Below are 24506 nucleotides of genomic sequence, written 5' to 3'. Positions count from 1 at the left end.
CTAACGAGAACTCGGCAGGTATGCGCTGGTGAGCGATATGAGTAGTGGCGGAGGGGCCCAGCCGGACAGCTGGGCCCCTCCGCTGTGGTGTGGTCGAGGGAGACTAACCATGGCCTCATGGCAGCGGCTGGACGACGTGGCTGCGGTCCGCGTCGCCGGATTGCGCGCCCGCCTGATCGCCGAGGTGCTCGATCCGTTGGAGATCCGTTTCGTCGCCCTGGCCGATGAAGCGAGGGTGGCTTGCCTGCGCCTAACGATGATCACGAAACCCGTACGCGAACCGGGCGCGCCACTGCTGCCCGGCACCACGCTCGATGTGTTCACCGTTGCAGGATTCCGCGGGATCGGGGTGGCGCGCTTGCTGTGGCCGTGGGCGGCACTGGTGTGTACCGCCCACCGGAGAGGACTGCGACCGCTTCACTCGCCCTCACGCACCCGAGCCGGCCAGGCATACGCCGAAGCGGTAGGCGGCGAGATCCCTGCATTGGCCGGCGGCCGATACGTTGACTGCCCAGAGCGGTTCGATGCCGTCGATGCCCTGTGGAGAGGCCGCCAGCACCTTGACCTTGAGGCGTCCAGGTCATGCGATAAGAGAGTCCTGTGACTGCACCGCGGTACCGCACCGACGCGGCTGACCGTTGATGTACGAGGGCGATCCAGATAAGGCGGACCAGCGGTCAGCCGCGACCACCACACGGTTGCCAAACTTTACTTGCGGGGCTTTTGCGTCGCGAAAGGGCCCCGACAAGAAGAAACTGCTAGCCCGGCATCGAAGCGGCAAGGAGGAGTTGCTTTCCATCAAGGAGGCCACGGTCCGGCTCGATTTCTACGACATCGGCGCGGCGCAGCTCTCGCTGCAGAGGCCCACGAAGCCGCGGCGCGCCTTCATGACCGCGCCGCCGCTCCGTACGAGCAGCTCGCGACTTTTGGGGAGCGCGACCGCCAAGTCCACCTTCGTCGTGCGGCCGAAGATCGTCGTGCGGCGAGCGTCGGTCGTGCGGCAGCGATCGCGGAGGGCCACGACACGGCTCGGCATCCCCGGTCTGACATCGGGCGTGACGACGAACTGTAGGCGTGAAGTTGCTGAATCCTCAGTGATCGAGCGCTGCGCGTGTGCCGCGACAGATCATGCCGGAGAATCCGTCGCCGCGGAGGGAAGCGTTCGTTGCACCCGTTGCGGTTGGGTCGCCCACGGCGTAACGCACCCCTCTTGATTCACTTCTTCGTTGGGAAGGGTTTAAGACCATCAAAACTCTTCCCAACCGTACGCATGTTCGACAATATGATCCTAACGACGGGGAGGAGGATGCAGTGGCGAACAACAGCGCGATCGAATGGACCGAAGCCACCTGGAATCCGACCACCGGCTGCGACCGCGTCTCGGCGGGTTGCGACAACTGCTACGCCCTCGTCCTGGCGAAGCGCTTGAAGGCTATGGGCTCGGCCAAATACCAGAACGATGGCGACCCACGGACCAGCGGCCCGGGTTTCGCGGTCACGATGCACGCCGACGTGCTCAGCATCCCGCACCGCTGGCGCGATCCGAAGCTCGTGTTCGTGAACTCGATGTCAGATCTGTTCCACGCCCGCGTGCCCTTCGACTACGTCGAAAGAGTGTTCGAGGTGATGGCGCAGACGCCGCGCCATACCTATCAGATCTTGACCAAGCGTGCCGCCCGCTTGGCGAAGATCGCGTCGCGGCTCAACTGGCCCGACAACGTCTGGATCGGGGTGTCGGTCGAGGACATGGAACAGACCGACCGAATCGAGCATTTGCGGCAGGTGCCGGCCGCGGTGAGGTTCGTCTCGGCGGAACCGCTGATCGGTCCGCTCGGGGGCATCGACCTCACCGATATTGATTGGCTGATTGCCGGAGGGGAATCTGGCCCAGGTAGCCGACCCATGGACGCCGGTTGGGCGCGTGCCCTTCGAGACGCCTGCGTTTCCAGCGGCACCGCGTTTTTTTTCAAGCAGTGGGGCGGCAGGACCCCGAAGGCTGGTGGGCGGGAACTTGACGGTCGGACATGGGACGAAATGCCCTCTGCGGCGCCAAGGCTCACGAAGGTGAACGCGTAGCGGCCTCAGGCGGGTTCGATCCACTTCTCGATCAGTTTGGAACCCGTCGCCGGCGTTCGTGTGAGTCGAGGATGTAGTCGCTTCCACGCGGCGCGGAGATGTAGTTCTCGCGCGAGACCGGCCGTACTGCCGAACACTGCGGCGTACATGTCGACGACGCGGAAGGCTTGTCCCTTGTTCAGTTCGGTGCTCAGGTTCTCTTCGATCTCCGCGATCCACCGCTCCTTTAAGACCGCTTCGTCGGTCTTGAAGATCACCTCGGGGTCGAGGAGCATCGTGTCGTCGTAGTCGGCGACGGTGACGGCGTGCCGCCATGCCTCCAAGCCCTTCGAGGCCGCCTCGCCATAGACATACATGCCGTCAGGGTGGCGGGTCAGGAAGAGCAGGTAGTACACGGGCTTGTGATGCGGTTTGTTCTTCACCTCCGTCACCCAGTAGCCACAGTGACCTTCCGCCGCGAGCCGTCGCGCGTACTCCGCCACCACGGCCTCTTCGGCTGCGTCCCTGTCCGGCATCGCGTCCCGCCAGGTGTCTCTCCACCAGCCGCCGCCGCAGACTTCGTCCATCCGGTCCAGGGTGGCCTCAGGTCCGTTGCCGCTGATCAGTTGCCCTCCGATCCGGCGTACCGCACCTGCATTGAAGTTGATCAGAACTTCCGTCGCCGCTGCCCCTCGGCCACCCGGGCGAGCCCACGGCTTCTTGGCCGACTCGAACGGGATCATCAGCCCGTACGGATCGAGGAACAGCAGCAGCGGGATGCCCTCCGCGAACGCCAGCACGTCGTCCAGGTGATCGTTGATCTCCCCGTGGACCGCCTGAGCCGTGACGCCGCTCGCCTCGGCCGCCACCATTGCCTTGAGCCGCCCAAACGCCTTGTTGTCCTTCTCGACGAACATGCACTCCAGTTGGCGCGGCATGGTCAGAAGATCCCTGGCCGTCTTGATCGCCAAGGCCGGCGAGCCCGGGTTGCCGTCCTCGTAGCGTCCTTCGCCCGCGTAGCCATCTGCGAACGCCACGCGGCCTCCAGGCGAGCGCGACCCAGTCTTCGCGGAGAAGGGGACAAGATACTTCGAGAGGATGGCGTGTTTCAAGATCGCCGCTGACTTCTTCGACTCGAAGAAATCCGCCATGCCCCGACTCCCATCTCTTCGTTCCATGCGAAGCGGAGCCTACTAGTCACGGAGAGTTCGCGAAACTAGTGATGATCAATGCCGACTGAAGAGCCGGTCGGCGCGAGCCACCCGGCTGCCTGCCCTGTCGCGAGAGACTTGCCAGTGGGGCAGCGCATGGGAAGGCGGTAGACCAGCGTTCGAGGAAGGCGAGGGCGGCCTCGATGAACGATGCGCGACAGGTGATCGCGTGCGGTAAGGGCACTTTGCGCAGCTGGCGTCGTCGGCAGGGATGGGTGAGCGGCTCGCTTGAGTAGTCGATGTCGCACCCCTGGATTTCGATACTCACCATCGCCAAGGAGTCTTCAGTAGTCATGGATTCCGACCCGAACACAGAAATATAGACGAACATAACTCGAACCGATCGTGATCCCATGCAGGTCCCGGTAGCGTTTGTTGATCGGTAATCAGGGCGGCCCCGGTTCTCCGGGCCGCCCTGATTGTTCATCCGGCCAACTGATCGATGCGCGCCCGCTGCATGATCGTCGGTTCGATGCCGGAAAGGAGCCGGTACGTCTCGGAGTGCGGAGGTTCGGGGCTGCGAGGAGCGAATCGGTCGACGACCTGCTGGATGACGAATGCACCGCCGGCAACCCCGGCTTCCACCGCCGGTTCGCCAATAAACGGGGAACTGGCGGCCGCGAGCGCTCCCACTAGGAGAGGCGCCCAACTGCCGAATTTCCTCGCTGTACGAGAGCGCTGATAGTCGCCGCATTCCTCGTCGAATTCGGCTATTGCCGCGAGCAGGCTGTCGACGCTGGATTGGCTGGTCCAGTGCTCCTGGCGCACTGCTCGGACCAGGCTTTCGAGCCCGGCGCGGAGGCCGGTAAGACTCTCGCGCACCTCTAGATAGGCGCTCATCTCCAGTGAGCCGACCTGCTCCGGAACGTAGAACTTGATGAGGGCCGTCAGGATGGCGCTGTCCGCCGGCGCGCTTCCACCAATCGCCGTGACGCCGAAGGCCAGCGGATCGTCGGTAATGGTGTCGAGCTTGTGCCGACGTGACGCCTGCGCGGCAGCGCAGGCGATCACCAGGTCGGCGGCGCGGTCCTCCACCAGATGCCACCCGTCCTCGATTAGACCAGGCAGCAGATTTCTGGCGATCTTGTCGTTTCTGTCGCCGGCCAAACCGTGATGGCTGAGCATGGCGAAGCTCTTGTCGGTGAACTTGCTCTCGTGGACGAAGGCGTAGCCCTCGATGCCCGCGCCCGCCGCGGTGATGTTCACCTGGTACCCGGACATCGCGGGCTCGCGCGCTATCAGGCCCAGGGCGCGGTCGAGGTAGAACTCCATGTCGGGTGGAAGCTTGACGTCGTCGGTGTCCGCCGTCACTTCCCGGATCGTTCCGTCGGGCAGCGACTGCTGAAGGTCGTACAGGCGGTCGGTGAAATCGAGATCGTCCACTGACGGAACGAATATGCCGATGGAGTCGGTCAGGAGAAGAGTTCTCCGGAGCCAGTTGTGTGGCGGCTCGATCTTCGGATAGTAGAGAAGGTTCATCGGTATCGCCCCCGCCGTCATCGTATGACTGGGGCGGAGCGGCAATTCACGTCACTTCAAGACCATTGCCGGAAGCGGCCGGTTTTTGCGGCAGATGCACATGATTTTTCTGCGTGGCAATGACATATACGGTCAGACTTAAGGCCAGCTCACCCACATTGGCCAGCCAGGGAATGCCAATGGCGGCAGCCGCCAGCATGGTCAGCGCGCCGATCAGCAGCCAGGGGGAGCGGTGGCGTTTCAGCAGGAGCACGCCGAAGGCGATCAGGATCAGGATGACGGCGATGGCGGGAATCGGTGGTCCGCTCGAAGCGGCGTTCGTGTAGCGGAGCGTGCCGGCGTAGTGGGCCGGCTCCAGGGCGAGAGTCACGATGTCGGTGTAGACGCCGATGCCGATCAGCAACGCCGTAACCAGAATGAAGGGCCGCAGGTCGGCGACTCCGGCCAGGCCGGCCGCGATCAGGATCAGCAGGGGCACCAGCAAGGCGTGTGTCACGAAGCGGGGCACCGACAACGCCTGCAACGCGTCGCCCGGGCCGATCGTGGCGCCTAGGGCGATCACCGCGTTGTCCCAGATCAGGGCGGCCACGACCAGGGCCAGCAAATGACGCGTCCACTGTGGTGGAAGGCGGAGAACCAGAACGAGCAGCACCGTCTCGGCGAGGGCTGTCAGTCCGAACACCGCGCTCGCCATAAGGGAAACCCCGTTCCGTCAGAGGAAACGAGCGTAGGGACCTTTAACGTGTAAGTTCAAGACGTGACCGCTACCGACCTCGATCGTCAGCGCCTCGACCGAGCGAAGTTCGCGGTCGGCTTCACGTTCGCCACCAACGGGCTCGCCTATGCCGGATGGCTGGCCCGGGCGCCCGCCGTGCGGGACGGGCTCGATCTCTCGCCGGCCGGGTTCGGGCTTCTTCTGCTCTGTCTGTCGGCCGCCGCCATCTCGGCCATTCCGCTGGCCGGGCCCCTCGTTCAGCGGGTCGGGCCGGCCCGGGCCATCCTCATCGGCAGCACGTCCATGGTTCTGGGGCTGACCGGGCTCGCCACCGGCACGCTGCTCGGCTCCGTGCCGCTCGCCGGGTTCGGCCTGGTGCTGGCCGGCCTGGGCAACAGCACCTGGGACGTCGCCATGAACGTCGAGGCGGCCGACGTCGAGCGCCGCGTCGGGCGGACCCTCATGCCCCGCTTCCACGCCGGCTTCAGCCTGGGCACTGTGCTCGGCGCCGGCGTCAGCGCCGTCGCGGCGGCCTCCGGCCTGCCGATCTGGGCGCAGCTCTATCTCACAGCGGCACTCACGCTTGCTGTGACGACCCCGGTTGTACGTCGATTCCTGCCCCACCACCCCCTCCCGGCGGGCCAGAAGCCGGCGACGAGCGTGCGCCAGGCCTGGCGCGAACCCCGTACCGTGCTGATCGGTCTCATCATGCTCGGCTTCGGCTTCACCGAGGGCACCGCCAACGACTGGCTGGCGATCGGCCTGGTCGACGGCTACCACGCCAGCGAGACCATCGGCGCCGTCGCGTTCGGCGGCTTCGTCACCGCGATGACCCTCGGCCGGCTCTTCGGCGGCTACGCCATCGAACGCTGGGGCCGCGTCCGCACCCTGCGCGTCACCGCCGCCTCGGCCGCCCTGGGCCTGCTGCTGGTGGTCACCCAGGTGTCTGTGCCCGTAGCAATGGCCGGCGCCCTGCTGTGGGGCGCCGGCGCTTCACTGGGCTTCCCGATCGGCATGAGCTCAGCCGCCGACGACCCGGCCCGCGCCGCCATCCGCGTCTCGGTGGCCGGCTCCATCGGCTACGGAGCCTTCTTGGCCGGGCCGCCCCTGATCGGCCTCCTGGCCGACCACGTCGGCGTCCTGCGCGCCATCCTCTGCGTCTTCGCCGCCCTGGCCATCGGCCTGTTCGCCTCCTCCGCCGCCCGCCCACTCCGGGTGGGTGACTGATTCGACGAGGCGTGCCCGCCTGGGTGTTGTCCCACTGGGGTAAGGCTTGGCGCGTGGGTCAAGCGCTGGGCCTGCGCAGCCACAGGTCGCGGTTGCCCGCGATCAAGACTCGGCCGTCGCGCAAAGTGGTCGCCGCCTGGGGTGGGGCGTCGCCGCAACCCAGTTCGCCTCGCTGCCACTGATGCGTGCCGTCGCCCAGCCAGACGACGCCGCAGAAGTCGGGGCGGCCCCCGGTGATGGGGAGTGAGTCGTCGATCGCTCCGGTCACCACCATCGTGCCTGTGGTGTCGACCGTGACGTCCGTGATCCGGCCGGCGCCCAGGCCCCCGGTCGGCCCGGGTTTCCAGTGCAGGCCGTCGGAGCTGGTCAGCACGTACGTCGTGTCCTGCTCGCCGGCCTCCGTCCGGTCCACGCCGCCGAATGCCGTCCAGCGGCCGCCGCTGTGGACGACGCGGGTCAGCATCAGGTGCTGCGGCAGGCCGTCGACCGTCGACGCCGACCAGGTGCGGCCGCCGTCGGTGGAACGCCAGGCGCCGGGATGGTCCCAGCCGAATCCGATCGCCACCACCGTGTCGCCGGCGGCGGCCAGGACGGACAGGAGCTGCCGGCTCGCCGGCTGCGAGCCGGCGGGCGCGGGCAGGTCCACGCGGCGCACCGACCGGCCGTTGTCGTCCGACACCAGCACCGCCGGTGGCGGGCCGACCGCGTCGACCAGGTCGGCGTTGACGATGATCCGGCCGCTGCCCGTACGCGCCATGCCGGCGACCCGGCTTCGGGTGCCCTGCCCTTCGAAGCCCGCTTTGGACAGGTCGGCGCGCGCCAGTTCCTCCCGCTTGCCGTCGCGGTAGCGGGCCAGGCCGCTGCTGGAGGCGGCGAGGATCGTGCCGCCGGGCTCGACGAGCGCCGCGTCCGCGCTCACCCCGCCGCCCGGCCACCCGTCGGGAAGGTCGCCACTGCCCCGTGCGGCGGTGGGGGCCGGGTTCAGCCGCAGCCGGTCACACGCCGTCTCGCCTGTCCAGTTCGCGGTCACCGCGCGGTAGCCGTTCTGATAGTCGCCGAGGGCCAGCGCGCACGACGACAGCGCCACCAGCGCGCGCAGGCCGCTGCCCGGCGGCACCCAGTCCGAGCTCGCCGGCCAGTCCACCGCGTCCGCGTGAAGCTCGAAGCCCAGGTCGGCGGCGGCCACGGTGCCCAGACCCCTGCGGTCCGGGGTCTCGCCCGGGGCCGGCCGAGACCGTACACATGAAACTGTCGCCAACAGCAACCCGACCGCGGCCAGAGCCCGCACAGCACGAATCATGGCCTCGATCATGCACGGGCCGTTCTAGGGTCGGGGCATGAGCTACGACAAGCAGGCCGTGATCACGTCGCATGTGGACGCCTCACCGGAGCGTGTCTGGACCGCTCTCACCGATGCCGAGGGGCTCACCGCCTGGTATTGGCCGGCCGAGCTGCATCCGCGGGCCGTCTCCGACCCCGTGGCCGGCGGCGGGTTCGGCATCGAGGCCGATGGCATGGGCTTCGCCGGGCGCTATCTCGAGCTCGACCCGCCCCGGCGCATCGTGCAGTCGTGGCGCTGGGCCGGCGACGACCGCGACAGCCGGGTCACCATCGAGCTGACCCCGGCCGGCGCGGGCACCGACGTTGTCGTCGTGCATTCCGAGATCGACGACGAGACCGCGAGGATGTACGAGGCGGGCTGGGCCTCCTGCCTGGCGCGGCTCAGGCCGTACGCAGGAAGTCGGTGATCAGTCCGGCCAGCACGGCCGGCTGTTCGATCACCATGGCGTGCGAGGTGTCGTCGAGCGAGATGTACTGCGGGTGCCCGGCCGCCTCGGCCTGCTCGACCACGAAGCGCCGGTGGGCCGCGTAGAGCTCGGCGAACGGCTCCTGCTCGGGAAGGTTGCGGGTCGGCAGCACCAGCAGCTCAGGGCAGGTCGTGCCGGCGTACACCGGGCCCAGATCAAGCTCGTTCATCAGGGCGCGCAGCTGTGAGGTGACGGCCGCGGACGGGCGGGTCGAGGTCTCGCCGTTCTCGTGGACCAGGTTGCGCCGGAATCCCTCGATCCAGACCTTTTCGTTGGCGCCCATGTCGCGGGCGGCCATCCGCTGCGACTCCACGATGTCGGGCAGCTGGTCGGCCTCGATCACCTGGCCGGCCTGGGCCTCGAGCTGGTCGAAGATCGCGTGCAGCCGCTTGAGCTCGGCCGCGGCCTTCGGCGGCTCCATGCCGGGCAGGTGCTCGACACGGGTGGGCGGCGGGTTGCCGTCGAGGCTGACCACGCCCGGCGCCTCGGGGTGACGCTGTCCCCACAGGGCGGCGAGCATGCCGCCGAGCGAGTGGCCGACGACGGCCGGCCGGTCGAGCTCCATCTGGACGCAGACCGCGGCCAGGTCGCCCAGGGCCGCGTCCCACGTCCAGGTGCCCTCGCCGGAGCGGCCGTGACCGCGCAGGTCGACGCTGATCACCCGGTGGCTCTGGCGCAGCGCGCGGGCCAGGGTGGTCATCTGGGCCAGGTTGCCGCCGGCGCCGTGCAGCAGGAGCAGCGGCGGCTCGTCGCCGCCGAAGTCACGGACCGCGAGCGGCAGGTCGCCGGCGTCGATCAGGCGGTCGTTGATCATGATGTCCTCCTCGCGGCGCGGAGCGCCGGGTGCCAAGTTACCCTGCGTACATTAAGGGTGTCTTTGGTGGTCTTTCGCTGCGCGAGGCGGACCAGTACGGTGTGCCCGGATCACACCGGAAGGATCGCCCGTGCGCTCGCGTCTCGTCGTGCTCGGCGCTGTCACGCTGCTCGCGTTAGCGGCCTGCGACGACAAGCCCGTGGACCAGCCCGTGGCGCTGCCCCCGGTGGAAAAGGCGGAGCAGCTGCCGGCGGCCGCGGCCGGTGGGGCGTGCGCTCTCTGGGATTACGCCTCCATCGAGGAGGCGATCGGCGTCACGTTCACTGTGGCCGCTTCCAACAAGGTCGACTCCACCTCGACGTGCGTGGTGCAGACCGTGGACGCCGCCTATCCGGACCTGACGCTGTCGGTCGTCCAGAGCACCGCGGCCACCGCCGACCAGTTCCTCGACGATCTGATGCCGCCCAAGGGCATCAAGCTCAAGGGCCTGGGCAAGGCCGCTTATCTGCTCAAGACGCCGGCGGCGGGTGGGCACGGGCCGGTCACCGAGGTCGGCTGGCTCAGCGCGTCCAAGCAGCTGCGGACGCTCCGCTTCACCTTCCCCGCAAACGCCAAGTCCACCGCCGTGACGGCGATGACCAGAGATCTGTTCACCTACGCCAAGGCGATGGACACGACGAACGGCTAGCTCAGTGCGCCGCGACGAACACGCGCGACGCCACCTCCCGCGGCAGCCGGATCTTGTCGCCGGACCGGTCGATGGTCACCCCGTCGCGTTCCTGGGCGACGGTCACCGTCGTGCCGGGGTCGATGCCGGCCGCGTGCAGCTGGCGCAGCACGTCGGAGTTCGTCTGCACGCTCTCGCAGATGCGCTGCACCACGACGCTGCCGGTCAGGCCCGGGAACGCCAGGTTGCGCTCGCCCGCGCTGACCTGGGCCGCGCTGTCCAGCACGTCCTCGTCCGCCTCGTCCGGGACGCCGAGCGCCTCGAGGCCGGGGATCGGGTTGCCGTACGGCGAGCGGGTCGGCTTGTTGAGCAGCTCGTAGACCTTCTTCTCGACCGAGTCGCTCATCACGTGCTCCCAGCGGCAGGCCTCCTCGTGGGCCTCCTCGTAGGGCATGCCGATGACGTTGACCAGCAGAAGCTCGGCCAGGCGGTGCTTGCGCATGACCGAGACGGCCGTGGCCCGGCCCTCGTCGGTCAGCACGAGATGACGGTCGTTCTCGACGGTCAGCAGGCCGTCGCGCTCCATGCGCGCGACCGTCTGGCTCACCGTCGGACCGCTCTGGTGCAACCGCTCGGCGATCCGCGCCCGCAGCGGGGGCACACCCTCCTCCTCGAGCTCGAGGATGGTGCGCAAATACATCTCGGTTGTGTCGACGAGGTCGTGTTTGTGTAGTGACGTCTTCATGCTTCGACCTCCCAGTGCTCACGGCCAACAGCCGGCCTGCCCCGGGTGTCGACGAGATAATTCACGGTGTGGCCCTCCCAGCAGCGATATTACCTCGTTACATGGGGTTGACAGCGGCCCCGAGCTGGTGGGCATAGACCCTACCCGACCGGGACAGTTCGCCGCGGGACGCCGCCACGGGCCGGAAGTTGTCGGTGGTGCGTGGCAGCATGACGGTCATGGTGGACCGGACGACCGCGGTGGTGTGGGACCGAGCGCTCCTCGACTACGACATGGGTGACCATCCGCTCAACCCCGTGCGTGTCGAGCTGACCATGGCGCTCGCCCGTGAGCTGGGCGTTCTCGACCGGCCGGGGGTGCGGATGATCACACCGGTCCCGGCCACCGAGGCCGAGCTCACCCGGGTCCACCGGGCCGACTACCTCGACGCGGTCCGCGCCGCCCCGAGCGACCCGTTCTTCTCCGGCTGGGGCCTCAACACCCCCGACAACCCCGTCTTCGACGGCATGCACGAGGCCTCGGCCCGCATCTGCGGCGCCAGCATCGCGGCGGCCGAGGCCGTCTGGCACGGGGCGGCGACCCGGGCCGTGAACGTGGCCGGTGGCCTCCATCACGCGCTGGCCGCCCGCGCGTCCGGCTTCTGCGTGTACAACGATCCGGCCGTCGCCATCGCGAAACTGCTCGACCTCGGCGCCCAGCGGGTGGCCTATGTGGACGTCGACGTCCATCACGGCGACGGCGTGCAGGCCGCGTTCTACAACGACCCCCGGGTCCTGACGATCAGCCTGCACGAGACCCCGCTCACCCTCTTCCCGGGCACGGGCTTCGCCGACGAGACGGGCGGCCCCGGCGCCGAGGGCACCGCGGTGAACGTCCCGCTGCCGCCGGGCACGGGTGACGGTGGCTGGCTGCGTGCCTTCCACGCGATCGTCCCGTCGATCCTGCGGGCGTGGTCCCCGGAGATCATCTTCAGCCAGTGCGGTGCCGACGCCCACCGGCTCGACCCCCTGGCCGACCTGCGGCTCTCGGTCGACGGGCAGCGGGCGGCCTACGTGGCGATGCGCGAGCTGGCCGACGAGCTGTGCGACGGCCGCTGGGTGGCCACCGGCGGCGGGGGATACGCGCTGGTCGAGGTCGTGCCCCGCGCGTGGTCCCATCTGCTCGCCGTGGCGACCGGTGAGCCTCTGGAGCCGTACACCCGGACCCCCGCACCCTGGCGCAAGCTGGCCGCCGAGCGTTGCCCCCGATCGGAGGTCCCCGAGTCGATGACCGACGGCACGGAGCCGCCGGTCGAGCGCTGGCAGCCCGGCACGACGCCCGACGCCGTCGACCGGGCCATCCTGGCCAGCCGCACCGAGGTTTTCCCGCTGCACGGCCTCGACCCCCACGACCCCCGGGACTGAGGGGCCATCGTGGACAAGAGCGCCGACGTCCTGCTCTCCGACGGCACCGCCGTCCATCTGCGGCAGATCCAGCCGAGCGACGCGCCGGCCATCGTGGAGTTCCACTCCCGCATGAGCGACCGGACGCGTTATCTGCGCTACTTCTCGCCGTACCCGCGCATTCCCGAGCGCGACCTCGAGCGCTTCGTCAACGTCGACCATCGCGACCGCGAGGCGTTCGTCATCGTCACCGGCCCGCGCATCATGGCGGTCGGCCGCTACGAGCGGCTCGGGCCCGGCTCGCCCGACGCCGAGGTGGCGTTCGTGGTCGAGGACGCCCATCAGGGCCGCGGCATCGGCTCCGTCCTGCTCGAGCATCTGGCCGAGGCCGCGCGGGCCAACGGCATCACCCGGTTCGTGGCCGAGGTCCTGCCGGAAAACTCGGGCATGCTGCGGGTGTTCAGCGACTTCGGCTACCAGGTGCAGCGCAAATACGCGGACGGCGTGGTCCACCTGAGCTTCCCGATCGCGCCCACCGAGAAATCGCGCGAGGTCCAGGAGTCCCGCGAGAAGCTCACCGAGGCCCGCTCGATCGCCCGGCTGCTGGCCCCGCGCGCGGTCGCGGTCTACGGCGCCAGCGCGAGCGGTCAGGGCATCGGCGCCGCCATGCTCGGCCATCTGCGCGACGGCGGCTACTCGGGCACGATCGTCCCGGTGCACCGCAGCGCCGAGCGGGTGGCCGGTCTCCGGGCGTTCCGGTCGGCGGCCGACGCCGGCGCGACGGTCGACCTGGCGCTCATCGCCGTGCCACCCGAGGGCGTCGCCGAGGCCCTGGCCGACGCCGCCGCGAGTGGCGCCGGCGGCCTGGTGGTGGTCTCGGCCGGGTTCGCCGAGACCGGTCCCGACGGCGCCGCCGCCCAGCGCGAGCTGATCCAGAGCGCGCACGACGCCGGCCTGCGCGTCGTGGGCCCCAACAGCATGGGTGTGGCCAACACCGATCCGCTCGTACGTCTGAACGCCACCCTCGCCCCTCGACTGCCGGCCGCCGGGCGGGTCGGTTTCTTCAGCCAGAGCGGCGCGCTCGGCGTCGCGCTGCTGGCCGAGGCCGACCGCCGTGGATTGGGCCTGTCCAGCTTCGTCTCGGCCGGCAACCGGGCCGACGTCTCCGGTAACGACCTGTTGCAGTACTGGCAGGACGATCCCGGCACCGACGTCGTCCTGCTCTACCTCGAGACGTTCGGCAACCCGCGCAAGTTCGCCCGTCTGGCCCGCCGGATGAGCCGCGTCAAACCGGTGGTGGCGGTCGCCTCGGCCACCCGCCCGGCCGGCCTGGCCGGCGACGGCCCGGGCCCGGACCCTTACGCGGTGACCGCCCTGTTCGCCCGCTCCGGCGTCATCCGCGTCGACACGGTGCGCGAGCTCTTCGACGTCGGCCTGCTGCTGGCCCACCAGCCGCTGCCCGGCGGCCGCCGGGTGGCCGTGGTCGGCAACTCGTCGGCTCTCGCCGAGCTGGCCGTCTCGGCCTGCCGGGCCGACGGTCTCACGGTGGCCGAGGGCTACCCGGTGACGATCAGCCCGATGGCCGGCGCCCACGACTTCGCCGACGCCCTGGCCGACGCCGCCGTCGACGACCGCGCCGACGCCCTGGTCGTCGTCTTCGCCCCGCCGCTGCCCGGCCAGCTCGCCGACGAGGACGCCGACTTCGCGGCGGCCCTGACCAGCGTGGCGCTGGCCGGCGAGAAGCCCACGGTGGCCACGTTCCTGCTCGAAGACCTGTCGACCAGGGTCCCGTCCTACCCGTCGGTCGAGGAGGCGGTGCGGGCCCTGGCCCGGGTCGCCTACTACGCCGACTGGCTGCGCCGCCCGCCCGGCGTGCTGCCCTCGTTCCCCGACATCGCCCCCGAGGCGGCGGAGCTCGACGGTCCACCGTCAGACCTTCTTTCGGCGTACGGGATAGACGTCGTCCCGTCCACATTGGCCTCCACGGCCGACGAGGCGGTGTCGGCAGCCTCCGCGCTGGGCTTCCCGGTGGCCCTCAAGGCAGCGGGCGGCGCCCTGCGCCACCGGATAGACCTGGGTGCCGTGCGCCTGGCCCTGGCCGACGAGGAGGACGTCCGGTCCGCGTGGGCCGAGCTGGCTGGAGCGTTCGGCCCCGACGTGCTGGTGCAGACGATGGTCGCCCCCGGCGTGGCGTGCCGCGTCGAGGTGATGGAGGACCCGGCCTTCGGCCCGGTGGTCGGCTTCGGCCTGGGCGGCGTGGCCAGCGAGTTGCTGGGCGACCTGGCCTGGCGAGCGGCCCCGCTCACCGACCGGGCGGCCGAGGCCCTGGTCGACGAGCCCCGGGCCGCCCCGCTGCTGCACGGCTATCGAGGGTCGGCCCCGATCGACCGAGCGGCCCTGATCGACCTGCTGCTCCGGGTGGGCCGCCTGGCCGACGACCATCCGCGCCTCCGAAGCCTCTCCCTGAACCCGGTCCTGGCCCGCCCCGACGGCTTGTCGGTCCTGCACGCCGCCACCGAGATAGGCGACCCCACCCGCCGCCCAGACACCGGCCCACGCCGCCTGCGCACCCCCTGACGCTTGCCCCCTCACCTTCAGCCCTCGTTGCCCGCGCCTTCCCACCTTCAGCCCCGTTGTCCGTGCCCTCTCGCCTTCAGCCCCGTTGTCCGTGCCCTCTCGCCTTCAGCCCCCGTCGTCCGCGCCTTCCCACCCTCAGCCCACGTCGCCCGCGCCCTCCCGCCTTCCGGCATCCGCCGCCCCGACTTCAGCCCACGTCGCCTGCGCACCCGGACTCTGGCTCGCGCTGCCTTTCTCGCCTTCTGACATCCGCGCCGGCTCCTGCTCTCGCCGCCTTCGAGCCCCAGACGCTCGCCGGTGTCCGTCGCGGGCGAGAAGTGTCGTACCCCGGCGATATCGTCGTCTCGCTCGGCGATGACGAAGGGCTGGCGATGATCGAGGCAGGGCAAGGGGATCTCCTGGCGGCCGATGTCGAGGCGCTGGTCAACGCGGTGAACACCGCCGGCGTCATGGGCAAGGGGATAGCACTCCAGTTCAAACGGGCCTTCCCGGCGAACTATCAGGCCTACCGCGCGGCCTGCGCACGTGGGGAGGTCCGCGCCGGCCGCATGTGGGTCTTCGCCGAGGGTGACCGCCAGATAATCAACTTCCCCACAAAACACCATTGGCGCGACAAATCACGCCTCGACGACATAGCGGCCGGACTCGACTCGCTGGTGTCGGTCGTCCGCGAGCGGGCCGTCACCTCGCTCGCCGTCCCGGCCCTGGGGTGCGGCGCCGACGGTCTCGCGTGGGCCGATGTGCGCCCCCTGATCGAGCAGGCCTGCGCTCGGATTCCTGATGTCCGGGTCGTGGTCTTCGCCCCGCCGGGCTGAGGGGTCCTGAGGCCGGGCAGTCATCTGGCTCATGCGGGGCGGTGCCGGGCGGGCGCATGATGGCGGCCACACCAAGGGTTTATGTCGCGACCGCCCGGGCACGATGCACCGGCCGGCCCCGGAAGAGAGAAGAACGAGATGAGCGACTCGCAGGAGAGCATCGAGCGGGAGATCGCCGGGGGCGACTACGGCCCCGGGATCTTCGACGAGCCCAGCACCTACCGCCCCGAGAAGGGCGACGACGACGCCGGCCTGTCCAGCACGCTGGCCGCGGGCACCGACACCGAGCAGCTCCAGGACGGTGGCCCTCACCCCGAGCACGGCGTCATGACCACCACCGGCGGCACCGCCGGTCCGAACAGTTTCCGCACCCACCCGCGCTCCGGCCCCGGCGTAGCCAACACGACCACCGGCGACGCCACCACCGGCGCCATGGAGACCCCGGTCGACGGCTACACCAGCGACGCGAGCAGCAACGCCGTCGACTGACCGCGCCGGACCGGCCCCGCCGGTTCCGATACGGTCACACACGTGACGGAACGGGAAGTGGTGGGGCCGGTAGGGCTGCCGTTCGCCTTCGGGCGTGAGGCTGATGTGTACGCGCTCGGTGACGGCCGTGTCCTGCGGCGCTACCGGCACGGGGGTGATGTCGCGCCTGAGGCGGCCGTCATGGCGTACTGCGGAGAGCGGGGTTTCCCCGTCCCTCAGGTCTTCGAGGCCCGCGGCGCCGATCTCGTCATGGAACGCCTCGACGGGCCCACCCTCGCCCAAGGCCTGCTGGCCGGTGAGGTGCCCGTCGGCGACGGCGCCACGATTCTCGCCGATCTGCTGCGGCGGTTGCACGATCTGCCGCCCATGGGTGACGGCGAGACCGTCGTCCACCTTGATCTCCACCCCGAGAACGTCGTGCTCAGCCAGCGTGGTCCGGTCGTCATCGACTGGCGCAACGCCTCCGACGGGCCGGCCGATCTCGACACCGCCCTGGCCGCGTTGATCCTCGCGCAGGTCGCCGTCGGCGCCATCGATCACGAGCTGGGCCGGCACGCCGGCGAGCTCCTCGACCTCTTCCTCGAGCGCGCCCCGGGCGACCCCGTCCGCCTCCTTCCCGAGGCCGTCGAGATCAAGCGCGGGCAGCCCACCCTCTCGCCCGAAGAAGTCGAGCAACTCTCAGTAGCCGCCGCCCGAGTGCGAGGAGTGAAGTAGATGCGGGCTCTCGTGCAGACCGTGAGCCGGGCCAGCGTCACCGTCGACGACGAGGTGGTCGGGAAGATCGAGGACGGCCTGCTCGTCCTGGTCGGCGTCACCCACGATGACACGCCCGACAAGGCCGACCAACTGGCCCGCAAGACCTACGAACTGCGCATCTTGGACGGCGACAGGTCGGCCGCCGATACCGGCGCGCCCCTTCTGGTCGTCAGCCAGTTCACGCTCTACGGCGATGCCAGGAAGGGGCGGCGGCCGAGCTGGACCGCCGCCGCGCCCGCGGAGCAGGCAGAGCCTCTGATCACCGCATATGTGGAAGCGTTGCGCGCCCGGGGCGCGACGGTCGAGACCGGCCGCTTCCGGGCGCACATGCTGGTCGAGAGCGCGAACGTCGGCCCACGAAGCCTCTGGCTCGAGCTCTAGAAGAACAGCCCCCGCCGCTGCGCCGACTGCCGCAGCCAGTTGTCGAGCTGCGCACCCCAGTCGGTGTGGTCGACCGTCGCGTAGTCGACGTCGAACCGGCCGAACGCGTCGTGGCCCTCGGTGAACAGTCCGCCCCGCTTGTCGATCTCCAGGATCACCTGGAGTTTCTGCGGCGTCGGGATGAACGTCAGCTCCAGCTGGTTGATCCCGCTGGCGTAGGCCGACGGCGGGTAGAACTCGATCTCCTGGTAGAACGGCAGGCTCTGCTGCGCCCCGTAGACCCGGCCACGCTCGACGTCGGCCCGGCTGAAGCGGAAGCCGAGCCGCAGCAGCGCGTCGAGGAGGCGCTCCTGCGCCGGCAGCGGGTGCACCGCCACCGCGTCCAGATCGGACTTGTCCACGGCCCGCGCCACCTCGAGCTCGGTGGCCAGCCCCATCGTCATGCCGTGCAGGTGCTGCCCGTAGACCTCGGTGATCGGGGTTTCCCAGGGCACGTCGAAGCGGAACGGTACGTCGTATTTCGCACCCGGCTCCAGGCGGAACGAACCGGTCAGCCGCTGGCGGTGGAACTCCTGGTCGGTGTTGTACTCACTGTCACCGCTCTCCACCTCGACCCGGGTGACCAGGCCGATCGCGAGATATTCGACGTCGACGGCGTGATCGCCGCCGACGACGTGCACCTGTCCCTCGAGGAATCCGCCCGGCCTGCAGTTGGGGTTGACCAGCACCGTCTCGACCGAGGGACCGCCGACTCCGAATGCCTGCAACATCTTTTTGAAGACCACTGAACCATCTCCTCCTCGCGGGCGTGTGGGGAACAGTATCGACGCACAGCAACCGACCGGTACCGGCATTTCGGGCACTTGTCGGCTTGGCGACGTCAGGGTTCTCCCTGATTCATGCCACCTGGACGCTTGCCTCACCTCGGCTTAACGCGTCCCGGGCCAAGCTATCGATCACCGGCACGCAAGTGACTGGACAGCTCGAGACGGTTTATCAGCGGGGAGGGGACTGAAAGGTGGTCCTGCAGATGAAGGCGACCGACAACAGCATGACGGACGGTGTCGAGCTCCTCACCGACCTGGACGCTACCGACGAGCGTGGCGTCTCCGCGGATCTGGTCCGGGCCTATCTGAACGGCATCGGCCGGACCCGCCTGCTCACCGCCGTCGAGGAGGTCGAGCTCTCCAAGCGGATCGAGGCCGGCCTCTACGCCGACGAGAAGCTCCCGGCGGCAGGCGACGACCTGGCACCGCTCCTCCGCGTCATCATCGCCGAGGGCAAGGCGGCCAAGAACCACCTCCTCGAGGCCAACCTCCGGCTCGTGGTCAGCATCGCGAAGCGCTACACCGGCCGCGGCATGGCCTTCCTCGACCTCATCCAAGAGGGCAACCTGGGCCTGATCCGCGCGGTCGAGAAGTTCGACTACACCAAGGGCTACAAGTTCTCCACGTACGCCACCTGGTGGATCCGGCAGGCCATCACCCGCGCCATGGCCGACCAGGCCCGCACCATCCGCATCCCGGTGCACATGGTCGAGCAGGTCAACCGCATGGTCCGCAGCCGCCGCGACCTCGCCGCCACGCTGGGCCGCGAGCCGAGCATCGCCGAGATCGCCACGGCCATGGGCGTTCAGGAATTCCAGGTCATCGAGCTCATCTCGTACGACCGCGAGCCGGTCAGCCTCGACCAGGCCGTCGGTGAGGACGGGGAGAGCGCCCTGGGCGACTTCGTCGCCGCCGTCGAGCACCAGCCGGGCGTCGGCCACGGTCAGGGCGAGCTGCGCAGCGAGGTCGAGATCGTGCTGGCCACGCTCTCCGAGCGCGAGTCGGCCGTGATCCGCCTGCGCTTCGGTCTCGACGACGGCCGCCAGCGCACTCTCGACGAGGTCGGCCGCGAGTTCGGCCTGAGCCGTGAGCGCATCCGCCAGATCGAGAAGGTCACCATGCTCAAGCTCCGCGACCCCGAGCGCGCGTCCCGCCTCGAGGCCTACGCCAGCTGACATCCAACCCCGGCCGCCCGGTGAGCTGACAGCTCCCGGGCGGTTGTGCTGTCAGCGGCCAGGAAAAAGCCTGCGAAGATGAGCGCCATGACGATTTCCCTGCCGATCGACGCCGCCGCCAACGAACTGCTCACCAAGGACCCGCTGGCGCTGCTCATCGGCATGACCCTCGATCAGCAGATCCCGCTGGAGAAGGCCTTCACGTCGCCGTGGGTGCTGGCTCAGCGGCTCGGGCACGCGTACACGGCCGGGGAGCTGGCCGACTTCGACCCCGAGGCGCTCATCGCGATCTTCGCCGAGCCGCCGGCGCTGCACCGGTTCCCCAAGGCGATGGCCGCCCGCGTGCAGGAGGTGTGCCGGGCGCTCGTCGACCGCTACGACGGCGACGCGGCCAACCTGTGGGCCGGCGTCGAGGACGGCGGAGAGCTGCTCAAGCGGGTCGCCTCGCTGCCCGGGTTCGGCCGGCAGAAGTCGCAGATCTTCGTGGCTCTGCTGGGTAAGCAGTACGGTGTCGAGCCGTCCGGCTGGCGCGAGGCCGCCGGCGGCTACGGTGCCGAGGGCTCGTTCAAATCGGTGGCCGACATCGTCGACGGCGAGTCGCTGGGCAAGGTGCGCGCCTACAAGAAAGAGATGAAGGCCGCCGCCAAGGCTAAGTGACAGTATTGCGTCGAAGTCCGTCCATTTCTCCTTTCTCGTCAACCTGGCGGTGCCAGGATTTCCGAAGGTGAGGAAAGCCTGCGTTACCAGCGGTTTTCCCCGACTCCAGTGGAAAGAGAGAGGGGAGACCACCCCCATGCCCTTGACGACGAGCTCCGCCAACGGGCGGGCGACCGATCACGCCCGGGCAAGCCGGCCGGTGTCGGCGCCGGCTTCGGCCCGGACCGCGGCGAATGGCGGGGACACCGACGCGAGTCGCCGGCAGGCCCGGTCCGTGGCGAAGCAGCAGCAGGCGGCCGAGCGGATCGCCGCCGCCACCGCCGAGATCTCCGCCCAGAACGCCGAGGCCACCGAGGCCTCGCGCCAGCTGACGGAGTCGATGCAGCAGATCTCGGCCGGGGCCGAGGAGGCGTCGGGCGCGACGCAGCAGAGCCTGGCCGCCATGAATCAGGTGGAGGAGCGGGTCGGCCGGCAGGAGTCGACCACCCGCCAGGTCGCCGACCTGAGCCAGGCTCTGCAGAATCTGCTCAACGAGACCCGCAGCGGCATCAACAACCTGCTGGCGAACGTCGACAACGCCTCGACCCGGCAGACGGCGTCGGTGGTGACGATCACCGAGCTCGAGAAGCAAGCCGACGAAATTGGCGAAATCGTCAAGACGGTGGCACACATCGCCGATCAGACGAATCTTCTCGCGCTGAACGCGGCGATCGAGGCCGCCCGCGCCCGCCAGCACGGCAAGGGCTTCGCCGTGGTCGCCGACGAGGTGCGCACGCTGGCCGAGACCAGTGAGCGCAGCGCCCGGCAGATCCGCGACCTGATCGACGAGGTGCGCGAGAGCGTCACCACGATCGCCTCGGGGGTGCAGTCGTCGGCCGAGACGGCGCGCGGCGAGGTGGAGAAGGGCAAGTCGATCACCGAGCAGCTCGAGACCATCCGGGCCGACATGGGCACGATCATGGCCGGCGCCACCGAGATGGCCAAGGCCGCGGTGGAGGCCCGGGACGCGACGGGCTCGGCCAAGACCCGCTCGGAGGAGATCGCGGCGGCGGCCGAGCAGCAGTCGGCGGCCTGCGAGGAGTCGCTGCAGACGGTCAACCAGCAGACCCAGGCGCTGCGGCAGAGTGACCAGGCGGCCGAGACGCTGGCCGAGATCTCCGAGGGTCTGCGAAACAGCACCGACGTCTCCAAGAGCGCCGAGGAGGTCGCGTCGGCGGCCGAGGAGCTGTCGGCCGCGGTCGAGGAGATCAATCGGGCCGCGAGCCAGATCAACGTCGCGATCAACGAGATCAACACCGGGTCGCGGACGGCGGCCGAGAAGGGCCAGCAGACCTCCGAGGCCGTCACGAAGATCGAGCAGGGCGCGCAGCTGTCGATGACCCAGGCCGGCAACGCGGTCGAGCGGGCCGACGTCATCCTCGGGCTCCTGGGCACCAACAAGGACGCTGTCGACTCGATGATCAACGCGATCGCCCAGGCGTCCCGGGAAGGCATCGAGAGCGTCCGCAAGGTGACCGAGCTCGAGCAGATCTCCCGGCGGATCGACAAGATCGTCGACGCGATCGCCAACGTGTCGATCCAGACCAACATGCTGGCCGTGAACGGCTCGGTCGAGTCGGCCCGGGCCGGCGAGTTCGGCAAGGGCTTCGCTGTCGTCTCCACCGACATCCGCAACCTGGCCCGCGACTCCGCGGACAACGCCGACCGGATCAAGGACCTGGTCAAGGCCGTGCAGGACCGGATCGTGGAGGTGCGGGCCGATCTCGAGGAGACCAGCCGCCAGGCTCTGGCCGAGGTCGAGGCCGCCAAGATCACCACGGCTCGCCTCGAGGAGATCGAGCGGGACATGCAGCAGGTGCGGGCCGGCAACGAGGAGGTCCGCGAGTCGGCCCAGGAGATCACCGGCGTGCTGGGCGAGGTCAAGAACGGACTGGAGCAGATCTCGGCGGCGGCCAACGAGGCCGAGCAGCTGGCCGGTCAGGCATCGACAGCGGCCCGCGAGCAGGCCCAGGGCGCCGAAGAACTGGCGGCCGCGGTCGAGGAGATCGCCGCGCTCGCCGACGAGTTGCAGAACGTCGGGTCCTGAGAAAGGGACGCAGATGACGAATGACGACGAGCTCGCCGCCGAGGACGACAACACCGATTACGTCACCTTCGACATGGCCGGCGAGCGGTACGCCTTCCCGATGAGCCGGGTCCAGGAGATCATCCGGATGCCGGCCGTGGTGAAGGTGCCGCTCGGCCCGCCCTCGCTCGAGGGCCTGGCCAACCTGCGTGGCCGCGTGCTGCCGGTGGTGAGCCTGCGCGACTGCTGCGACATGGACGCCCGGGACCACGACGAGACCACCCGCGTGATCATCGTGGACGGCGGCGTGCCGCTCGGCTTCGTGGTCGACCGGGTCTCCAGCGTGATCAGCATCGACCCGGCGGCGCTGGAGTCGGCCGACTCGGTGCAGTCCACGGTCCGCTCGGACGTGCTGGTCGGCGTGATCAAGGCCGACGGCGGCGACATGACCACGATCCTCGATGTGGACCGCCTCGTCGGCAGTCAGTTCGACCAGCTCACGGCCCGGGTGGCGGCCACCGATCCGGGCGCTGGTGCCCGGATGTCGATGGAGCGTGAGGACGACGCCGACGCCGAGAGCGACGACACGCTCGAGCTGGTCAGCTTCGCCGTGCAGGGCCAGGAGTACGCCCTGCCGATCGACCAGGTGCAGGAGATCGTCCAGGCCCCGGAGTCGGTCAGTCACGTGCCCAACGCGGGCAGCCGCGTCCTGGGCGTGATCGACCTGCGGGGCCGGCTGTTGCCGGTGGTGAGCATGCGCCGCGTGTTCGGCCTGCCGGTCACCCCGCTCGAGCCGCAGAACCGGATCGTCGTCGTCTCGATAGACGGCGGGGTGGTCGGCGTCGTGATGGACACCGTGCGCGAGGTGCTGCGCGTCCCGCATCAGTTGGTCGCGCCGCTGCCGGCCTTCATGGCCGGCGACGGGCGCAAGAGCGAGGTGGAGTCGGTGTGTCGGCTCGAGGACGGCAAGCGCCTGGTCTCCGTCCTGAGCGTCAACCGGATGTTCGACTCGCCCGAGGTACGCAACGAGATCGCCGAGCACCAGGGTCAGGGGGAAGCGCCGCAGATGGCCGACGACCGCAGGGTGGCCGACGACGGCCGGGGCGACGAGGAGCTGTTCGTCGTGTTCCGGCTCGACGACGAGGAGTACGCCGTCGACGTCGACGCCGTCCAGGAGATCATCCGGGTGCCGGAGGCGCTGATCCGGGTGCCGAAGTCGTACGACTTCGTCGAAGGGCTGGTCAACCTGCGCGGCACGGTGCTGCCGGTGGTCGATCTCCGTACGCGATTGGGACTGCCCCGCGGCGAGCGGGACGAGCGGCAGCGCATCGTCGTGCTGATCATCAACGGGGTCCGGACCGGCTTCATCGTCGACTCGGTGGCCGAGGTGGCCCGGGTCGGCCGGCACGTGCTGGAGCCGGCCCCGCAGCTCTCGGCCGAGCAGGCCCGCCTCGTGTCGCGGGTGGCCAACCTGCCCGAGCAGAAGCGGATGCTGCTGCTCGTCCAGGTCGACCAGCTGCTCGCGGCCGAGCAGGCGGCCGCGCTGGACGTCGTCTGCGAGGAGGTCGTCGTGGAGGACGACCTCGTCAGCGTCTGACGGGAGGTTGGCTGTGGCATCGTCGGTCCTCGTCGTCGACGATTCGGCACTCATGCGCAAGGCGGTGAAGGGCATCCTCGAGGAGGGCGGCTTCGAGGTGCACACCGCCCGCAACGGCGTCGACGCCCTGGAACAACTCGAGCGGGTACGCCCGGACGCCATCACCCTCGACATCAACATGCCGGAGATGGACGGCCTCACCTGTCTCGCGAAGATCATGGCGGAGCGGCCGACCCCGGTCGTCATGCTGTCCTCCCTGACCGAGAAGAACGCATTGGTCACCTTCGAGGCGCTGGAGCTGGGCGCTGTCGACTACGTGGCCAAGCCGGGCGGCACCGTCTCGCTGAACATCGACGAGGTCGCCCGGGAGATCGTCAGCAAGGTCAAGGCGGCCGCGTCGGCCCGGATCAACCGGTCGCGCGGGCTGCGGGAGCGGATCAAGGCGACACCGGAGAAGAGGACACCGAGCAAGGCGGGCGAGGTCGACCTGCTGCTCATCGGCTCGTCGACCGGCGGCCCGGCTCTGCTGGCCGAGTTGCTGCCGCAGCTGCCGGCCACGCTGGGCGCTCCAGTGGTGATCGCCCAGCATATTCCGGCCTCGTTCACGGCCCCGCTCGCGCGCCGGCTGGACGAGCTCTGCCAGCTGCGGGTGCACGAGGTCGACCGGATCATGAACATCGAGCGCGGCCACATCTACCTCGGCAAGGGCAGCGCGGACGTGGTGGTGGCCCGGCGCACCGACGGCATGATCGTCAAGAGTGTCCCGGCCGCCGCCGAATATCGCTGGCATCCGAGCGTGGACCGCCTGGTCGGCTCGGCCCGCCGGCACATCGCGGCCGAGCGCCTGGTCTGCGTGCTGCTGACCGGCATGGGCGACGACGGCGCGACCGAGATGGCCGGCGTCAAGGCCGAAGGCGGCCGCACGATCGCCGAGGCCGAGGAGACGGCGGTCGTCTGGGGCATGCCGGGTGAGCTGTCCCGGCGCGGCGGGGCGACGCTCACCCTGCCCTCGTACGAGATCGCCGACCGTCTCGCCGACTGGGTTCGCTGACAAAGGGGGATCA

General features: G+C 69.5%; 24 protein-coding genes. 17 read left to right on the top strand and 7 right to left on the bottom strand.

Annotation, left to right across the window (positions count from 1 at the left end; all coding sequences use genetic code 11):
• Nucleotides 1-109: 109 nt before the first annotated feature.
• The 3 genes from ACQP2X_RS42340 to ACQP2X_RS42330 all read left to right on the top strand — a co-directional run bounded on the left by ACQP2X_RS42340 (nt 110) and on the right by ACQP2X_RS42330 (nt 2076).
• Nucleotides 110-604 carry a hypothetical protein gene (locus tag ACQP2X_RS42340; protein ID WP_498691593.1) on the top strand — a complete coding sequence of 165 codons (495 nt, stop codon included), beginning with the start codon at nt 110-112 and terminating at the stop codon, nt 602-604.
• A gap of 37 nt (nt 605-641) precedes the next feature.
• Entirely contained in the window at nt 642-1214 is a 573-nt protein-coding gene (locus ACQP2X_RS42335; protein WP_498691591.1) for a hypothetical protein, read from the top strand.
• A 97-nt stretch (nt 1215-1311) separates the two neighbouring features.
• On the top strand, nt 1312-2076 hold the full coding sequence (locus ACQP2X_RS42330; protein ID WP_498691590.1) for a DUF5131 family protein: 765 nt from the start codon (nt 1312-1314) through the stop codon (nt 2074-2076).
• A gap of 5 nt (nt 2077-2081) precedes the next feature.
• On the opposite strand, the gene tcmP is transcribed toward ACQP2X_RS42330, so the two are convergent.
• From tcmP to ACQP2X_RS42315, 3 genes are all read right to left on the bottom strand, one after another.
• The gene (tcmP, locus tag ACQP2X_RS42325; protein WP_498691589.1) at nt 2082-3206 is read right to left on the bottom strand and encodes a three-Cys-motif partner protein TcmP; all 1125 of its coding nucleotides are present in this window, start codon (nt 3204-3206) and stop codon (nt 2082-2084) included.
• Between the two features lie 483 nt (nt 3207-3689).
• Nucleotides 3690-4745, bottom strand: coding sequence for a hypothetical protein (locus ACQP2X_RS42320; protein WP_498691588.1), 1056 nt, complete (start codon nt 4743-4745; stop codon nt 3690-3692).
• 46 nt (nt 4746-4791) lie between these two features.
• Nucleotides 4792-5439, bottom strand: coding sequence for a hypothetical protein (locus ACQP2X_RS42315; RefSeq protein ID WP_498691585.1), 648 nt, complete (start codon nt 5437-5439; stop codon nt 4792-4794).
• Nucleotides 5440-5502: 63 nt separating this feature from the next.
• Here ACQP2X_RS42315 and ACQP2X_RS42310 point away from each other — a divergent pair, with 63 nt between their 5' ends.
• Nucleotides 5503-6687 (top strand): MFS transporter, encoded by a 1185-nt coding sequence (locus tag ACQP2X_RS42310; protein ID WP_498691583.1) that lies wholly within the window; start codon nt 5503-5505, stop codon nt 6685-6687.
• 58 nt (nt 6688-6745) lie between these two features.
• On the opposite strand, the gene ACQP2X_RS42305 is transcribed toward ACQP2X_RS42310, so the two are convergent.
• Nucleotides 6746-7987: a beta propeller repeat protein gene (locus ACQP2X_RS42305; protein WP_498691581.1), complete on the bottom strand. Its 1242-nt coding sequence runs from the start codon at nt 7985-7987 to the stop codon at nt 6746-6748.
• A gap of 37 nt (nt 7988-8024) precedes the next feature.
• Between ACQP2X_RS42305 and ACQP2X_RS42300 the strand changes: the two genes are divergently transcribed.
• Complete coding sequence (locus tag ACQP2X_RS42300; RefSeq protein WP_498691580.1) at nt 8025-8435, top strand: SRPBCC family protein; 411 nt, start codon at nt 8025-8027, stop codon at nt 8433-8435.
• Here the strand turns inward: ACQP2X_RS42300 and ACQP2X_RS42295 are convergent.
• On the bottom strand, nt 8410-9309 hold the full coding sequence (locus ACQP2X_RS42295) for an alpha/beta fold hydrolase (RefSeq protein ID WP_498691577.1): 900 nt from the start codon (nt 9307-9309) through the stop codon (nt 8410-8412). The genes ACQP2X_RS42300 and ACQP2X_RS42295 overlap by 26 nt on opposite strands.
• A 130-nt stretch (nt 9310-9439) precedes the next feature.
• Here ACQP2X_RS42295 and ACQP2X_RS42290 point away from each other — a divergent pair, with 130 nt between their 5' ends.
• Nucleotides 9440-9997 carry a hypothetical protein gene (locus tag ACQP2X_RS42290; RefSeq protein ID WP_498691576.1) on the top strand — a complete coding sequence of 186 codons (558 nt, stop codon included), beginning with the start codon at nt 9440-9442 and terminating at the stop codon, nt 9995-9997.
• 1 nt (nt 9998) lies between these two features.
• Here the strand turns inward: ACQP2X_RS42290 and ACQP2X_RS42285 are convergent, their stop codons facing one another.
• Nucleotides 9999-10721, bottom strand: a complete 723-nt coding sequence (locus ACQP2X_RS42285; RefSeq protein WP_498691574.1) for an iron-dependent transcriptional repressor DtxR — start codon at nt 10719-10721, stop codon at nt 9999-10001.
• 218 nt (nt 10722-10939) lie between these two features.
• Here ACQP2X_RS42285 and ACQP2X_RS42280 point away from each other — a divergent pair, with 218 nt between their 5' ends.
• From ACQP2X_RS42280 to dtd, 6 genes are all read left to right on the top strand, one after another.
• Entirely contained in the window at nt 10940-12124 is a 1185-nt protein-coding gene (locus tag ACQP2X_RS42280) for an acetoin utilization protein AcuC (protein WP_498691571.1), read from the top strand.
• A gap of 9 nt (nt 12125-12133) precedes the next feature.
• Complete coding sequence (locus ACQP2X_RS42275; protein ID WP_498691569.1) at nt 12134-14680, top strand: bifunctional acetate--CoA ligase family protein/GNAT family N-acetyltransferase; 2547 nt, start codon at nt 12134-12136, stop codon at nt 14678-14680.
• 371 nt (nt 14681-15051) lie between these two features.
• Complete coding sequence (locus ACQP2X_RS42270) at nt 15052-15495, top strand: macro domain-containing protein (RefSeq protein WP_498691568.1); 444 nt, start codon at nt 15052-15054, stop codon at nt 15493-15495.
• 138 nt (nt 15496-15633) lie between these two features.
• Nucleotides 15634-15984 (top strand): hypothetical protein, encoded by a 351-nt coding sequence (locus ACQP2X_RS42265; protein ID WP_498691567.1) that lies wholly within the window; start codon nt 15634-15636, stop codon nt 15982-15984.
• Between the two features lie 42 nt (nt 15985-16026).
• Nucleotides 16027-16698, top strand: coding sequence for a phosphotransferase (locus ACQP2X_RS42260; RefSeq protein WP_498691565.1), 672 nt, complete (start codon nt 16027-16029; stop codon nt 16696-16698).
• Complete coding sequence (dtd, locus tag ACQP2X_RS42255) at nt 16699-17121, top strand: D-aminoacyl-tRNA deacylase (RefSeq protein ID WP_498691564.1); 423 nt, start codon at nt 16699-16701, stop codon at nt 17119-17121.
• Here the strand turns inward: dtd and ACQP2X_RS42250 are convergent.
• Nucleotides 17118-17906 (bottom strand): sporulation protein, encoded by a 789-nt coding sequence (locus tag ACQP2X_RS42250; RefSeq protein ID WP_498691563.1) that lies wholly within the window; start codon nt 17904-17906, stop codon nt 17118-17120. The genes dtd and ACQP2X_RS42250 overlap by 4 nt on opposite strands.
• A gap of 245 nt (nt 17907-18151) precedes the next feature.
• On the opposite strand from ACQP2X_RS42250, the gene sigB reads away from it, so the two are divergent.
• From sigB to cheB, 5 genes are all read left to right on the top strand, one after another.
• A complete protein-coding gene (gene sigB / locus ACQP2X_RS42245) occupies nt 18152-19123 on the top strand; it encodes an RNA polymerase sigma factor SigB (protein WP_498691562.1) in 972 nt (323 codons plus the stop codon).
• Nucleotides 19124-19210: 87 nt separating this feature from the next.
• Entirely contained in the window at nt 19211-19780 is a 570-nt protein-coding gene (locus tag ACQP2X_RS42240) for an HhH-GPD-type base excision DNA repair protein (protein ID WP_498691560.1), read from the top strand.
• A 136-nt stretch (nt 19781-19916) separates the two neighbouring features.
• A complete protein-coding gene (locus tag ACQP2X_RS42235; RefSeq protein WP_498691558.1) occupies nt 19917-21866 on the top strand; it encodes a methyl-accepting chemotaxis protein in 1950 nt (649 codons plus the stop codon).
• Nucleotides 21867-21879: 13 nt separating this feature from the next.
• Entirely contained in the window at nt 21880-23442 is a 1563-nt protein-coding gene (locus ACQP2X_RS42230; RefSeq protein ID WP_498691557.1) for a chemotaxis protein CheW, read from the top strand.
• A 13-nt stretch (nt 23443-23455) separates the two neighbouring features.
• Nucleotides 23456-24493 carry a chemotaxis-specific protein-glutamate methyltransferase CheB gene (gene cheB, locus ACQP2X_RS42225; RefSeq protein WP_498691555.1) on the top strand — a complete coding sequence of 346 codons (1038 nt, stop codon included), beginning with the start codon at nt 23456-23458 and terminating at the stop codon, nt 24491-24493.
• Nucleotides 24494-24506: the final 13 nt, after the last annotated feature.

It is taken from the genome of Actinoplanes sp. CA-131856, assembly GCF_050956135.1.
Classification (GTDB): Bacteria; Actinomycetota; Actinomycetes; order Mycobacteriales; family Micromonosporaceae; genus Actinoplanes.
The sequence above is the reverse complement of the archived record's forward strand: the minus strand, read 5'-3'. Positions and strand labels throughout refer to the sequence as shown.

What these genes read in the sequence shown, in the direction of transcription:
- ACQP2X_RS42305 (WP_498691581.1), bottom strand. Translation starts at nt 7,987, where the DNA reads ATGATTCGTGCTGTGCGGGCTCTGGCCGCGGTCGGGTTGCTGTTGGCG.
- ACQP2X_RS42230 (WP_498691557.1), top strand. Translation starts at nt 21,880, where the DNA reads ATGACGAATGACGACGAGCTCGCCGCCGAGGACGACAACACCGATTAC.
- ACQP2X_RS42270 (WP_498691568.1), top strand. Translation starts at nt 15,052, where the DNA reads ATGATCGAGGCAGGGCAAGGGGATCTCCTGGCGGCCGATGTCGAGGCG.
- ACQP2X_RS42335 (WP_498691591.1), top strand. Translation starts at nt 642, where the DNA reads ATGTACGAGGGCGATCCAGATAAGGCGGACCAGCGGTCAGCCGCGACC.
- ACQP2X_RS42315 (WP_498691585.1), bottom strand. Translation starts at nt 5,439, where the DNA reads ATGGCGAGCGCGGTGTTCGGACTGACAGCCCTCGCCGAGACGGTGCTG.
- ACQP2X_RS42280 (WP_498691571.1), top strand. Translation starts at nt 10,940, where the DNA reads ATGGTGGACCGGACGACCGCGGTGGTGTGGGACCGAGCGCTCCTCGAC.
- ACQP2X_RS42295 (WP_498691577.1), bottom strand. Translation starts at nt 9,309, where the DNA reads ATGATCAACGACCGCCTGATCGACGCCGGCGACCTGCCGCTCGCGGTC.
- ACQP2X_RS42235 (WP_498691558.1), top strand. Translation starts at nt 19,917, where the DNA reads ATGCCCTTGACGACGAGCTCCGCCAACGGGCGGGCGACCGATCACGCC.
- sigB (WP_498691562.1), top strand. Translation starts at nt 18,152, where the DNA reads ATGAAGGCGACCGACAACAGCATGACGGACGGTGTCGAGCTCCTCACC.
- ACQP2X_RS42285 (WP_498691574.1), bottom strand. Translation starts at nt 10,721, where the DNA reads ATGAAGACGTCACTACACAAACACGACCTCGTCGACACAACCGAGATG.
- tcmP (WP_498691589.1), bottom strand. Translation starts at nt 3,206, where the DNA reads ATGGCGGATTTCTTCGAGTCGAAGAAGTCAGCGGCGATCTTGAAACAC.
- ACQP2X_RS42320 (WP_498691588.1), bottom strand. Translation starts at nt 4,745, where the DNA reads ATGAACCTTCTCTACTATCCGAAGATCGAGCCGCCACACAACTGGCTC.
- ACQP2X_RS42265 (WP_498691567.1), top strand. Translation starts at nt 15,634, where the DNA reads ATGAGCGACTCGCAGGAGAGCATCGAGCGGGAGATCGCCGGGGGCGAC.
- ACQP2X_RS42300 (WP_498691580.1), top strand. Translation starts at nt 8,025, where the DNA reads ATGAGCTACGACAAGCAGGCCGTGATCACGTCGCATGTGGACGCCTCA.
- ACQP2X_RS42240 (WP_498691560.1), top strand. Translation starts at nt 19,211, where the DNA reads ATGACGATTTCCCTGCCGATCGACGCCGCCGCCAACGAACTGCTCACC.
- ACQP2X_RS42340 (WP_498691593.1), top strand. Translation starts at nt 110, where the DNA reads ATGGCCTCATGGCAGCGGCTGGACGACGTGGCTGCGGTCCGCGTCGCC.
- dtd (WP_498691564.1), top strand. Translation starts at nt 16,699, where the DNA reads ATGCGGGCTCTCGTGCAGACCGTGAGCCGGGCCAGCGTCACCGTCGAC.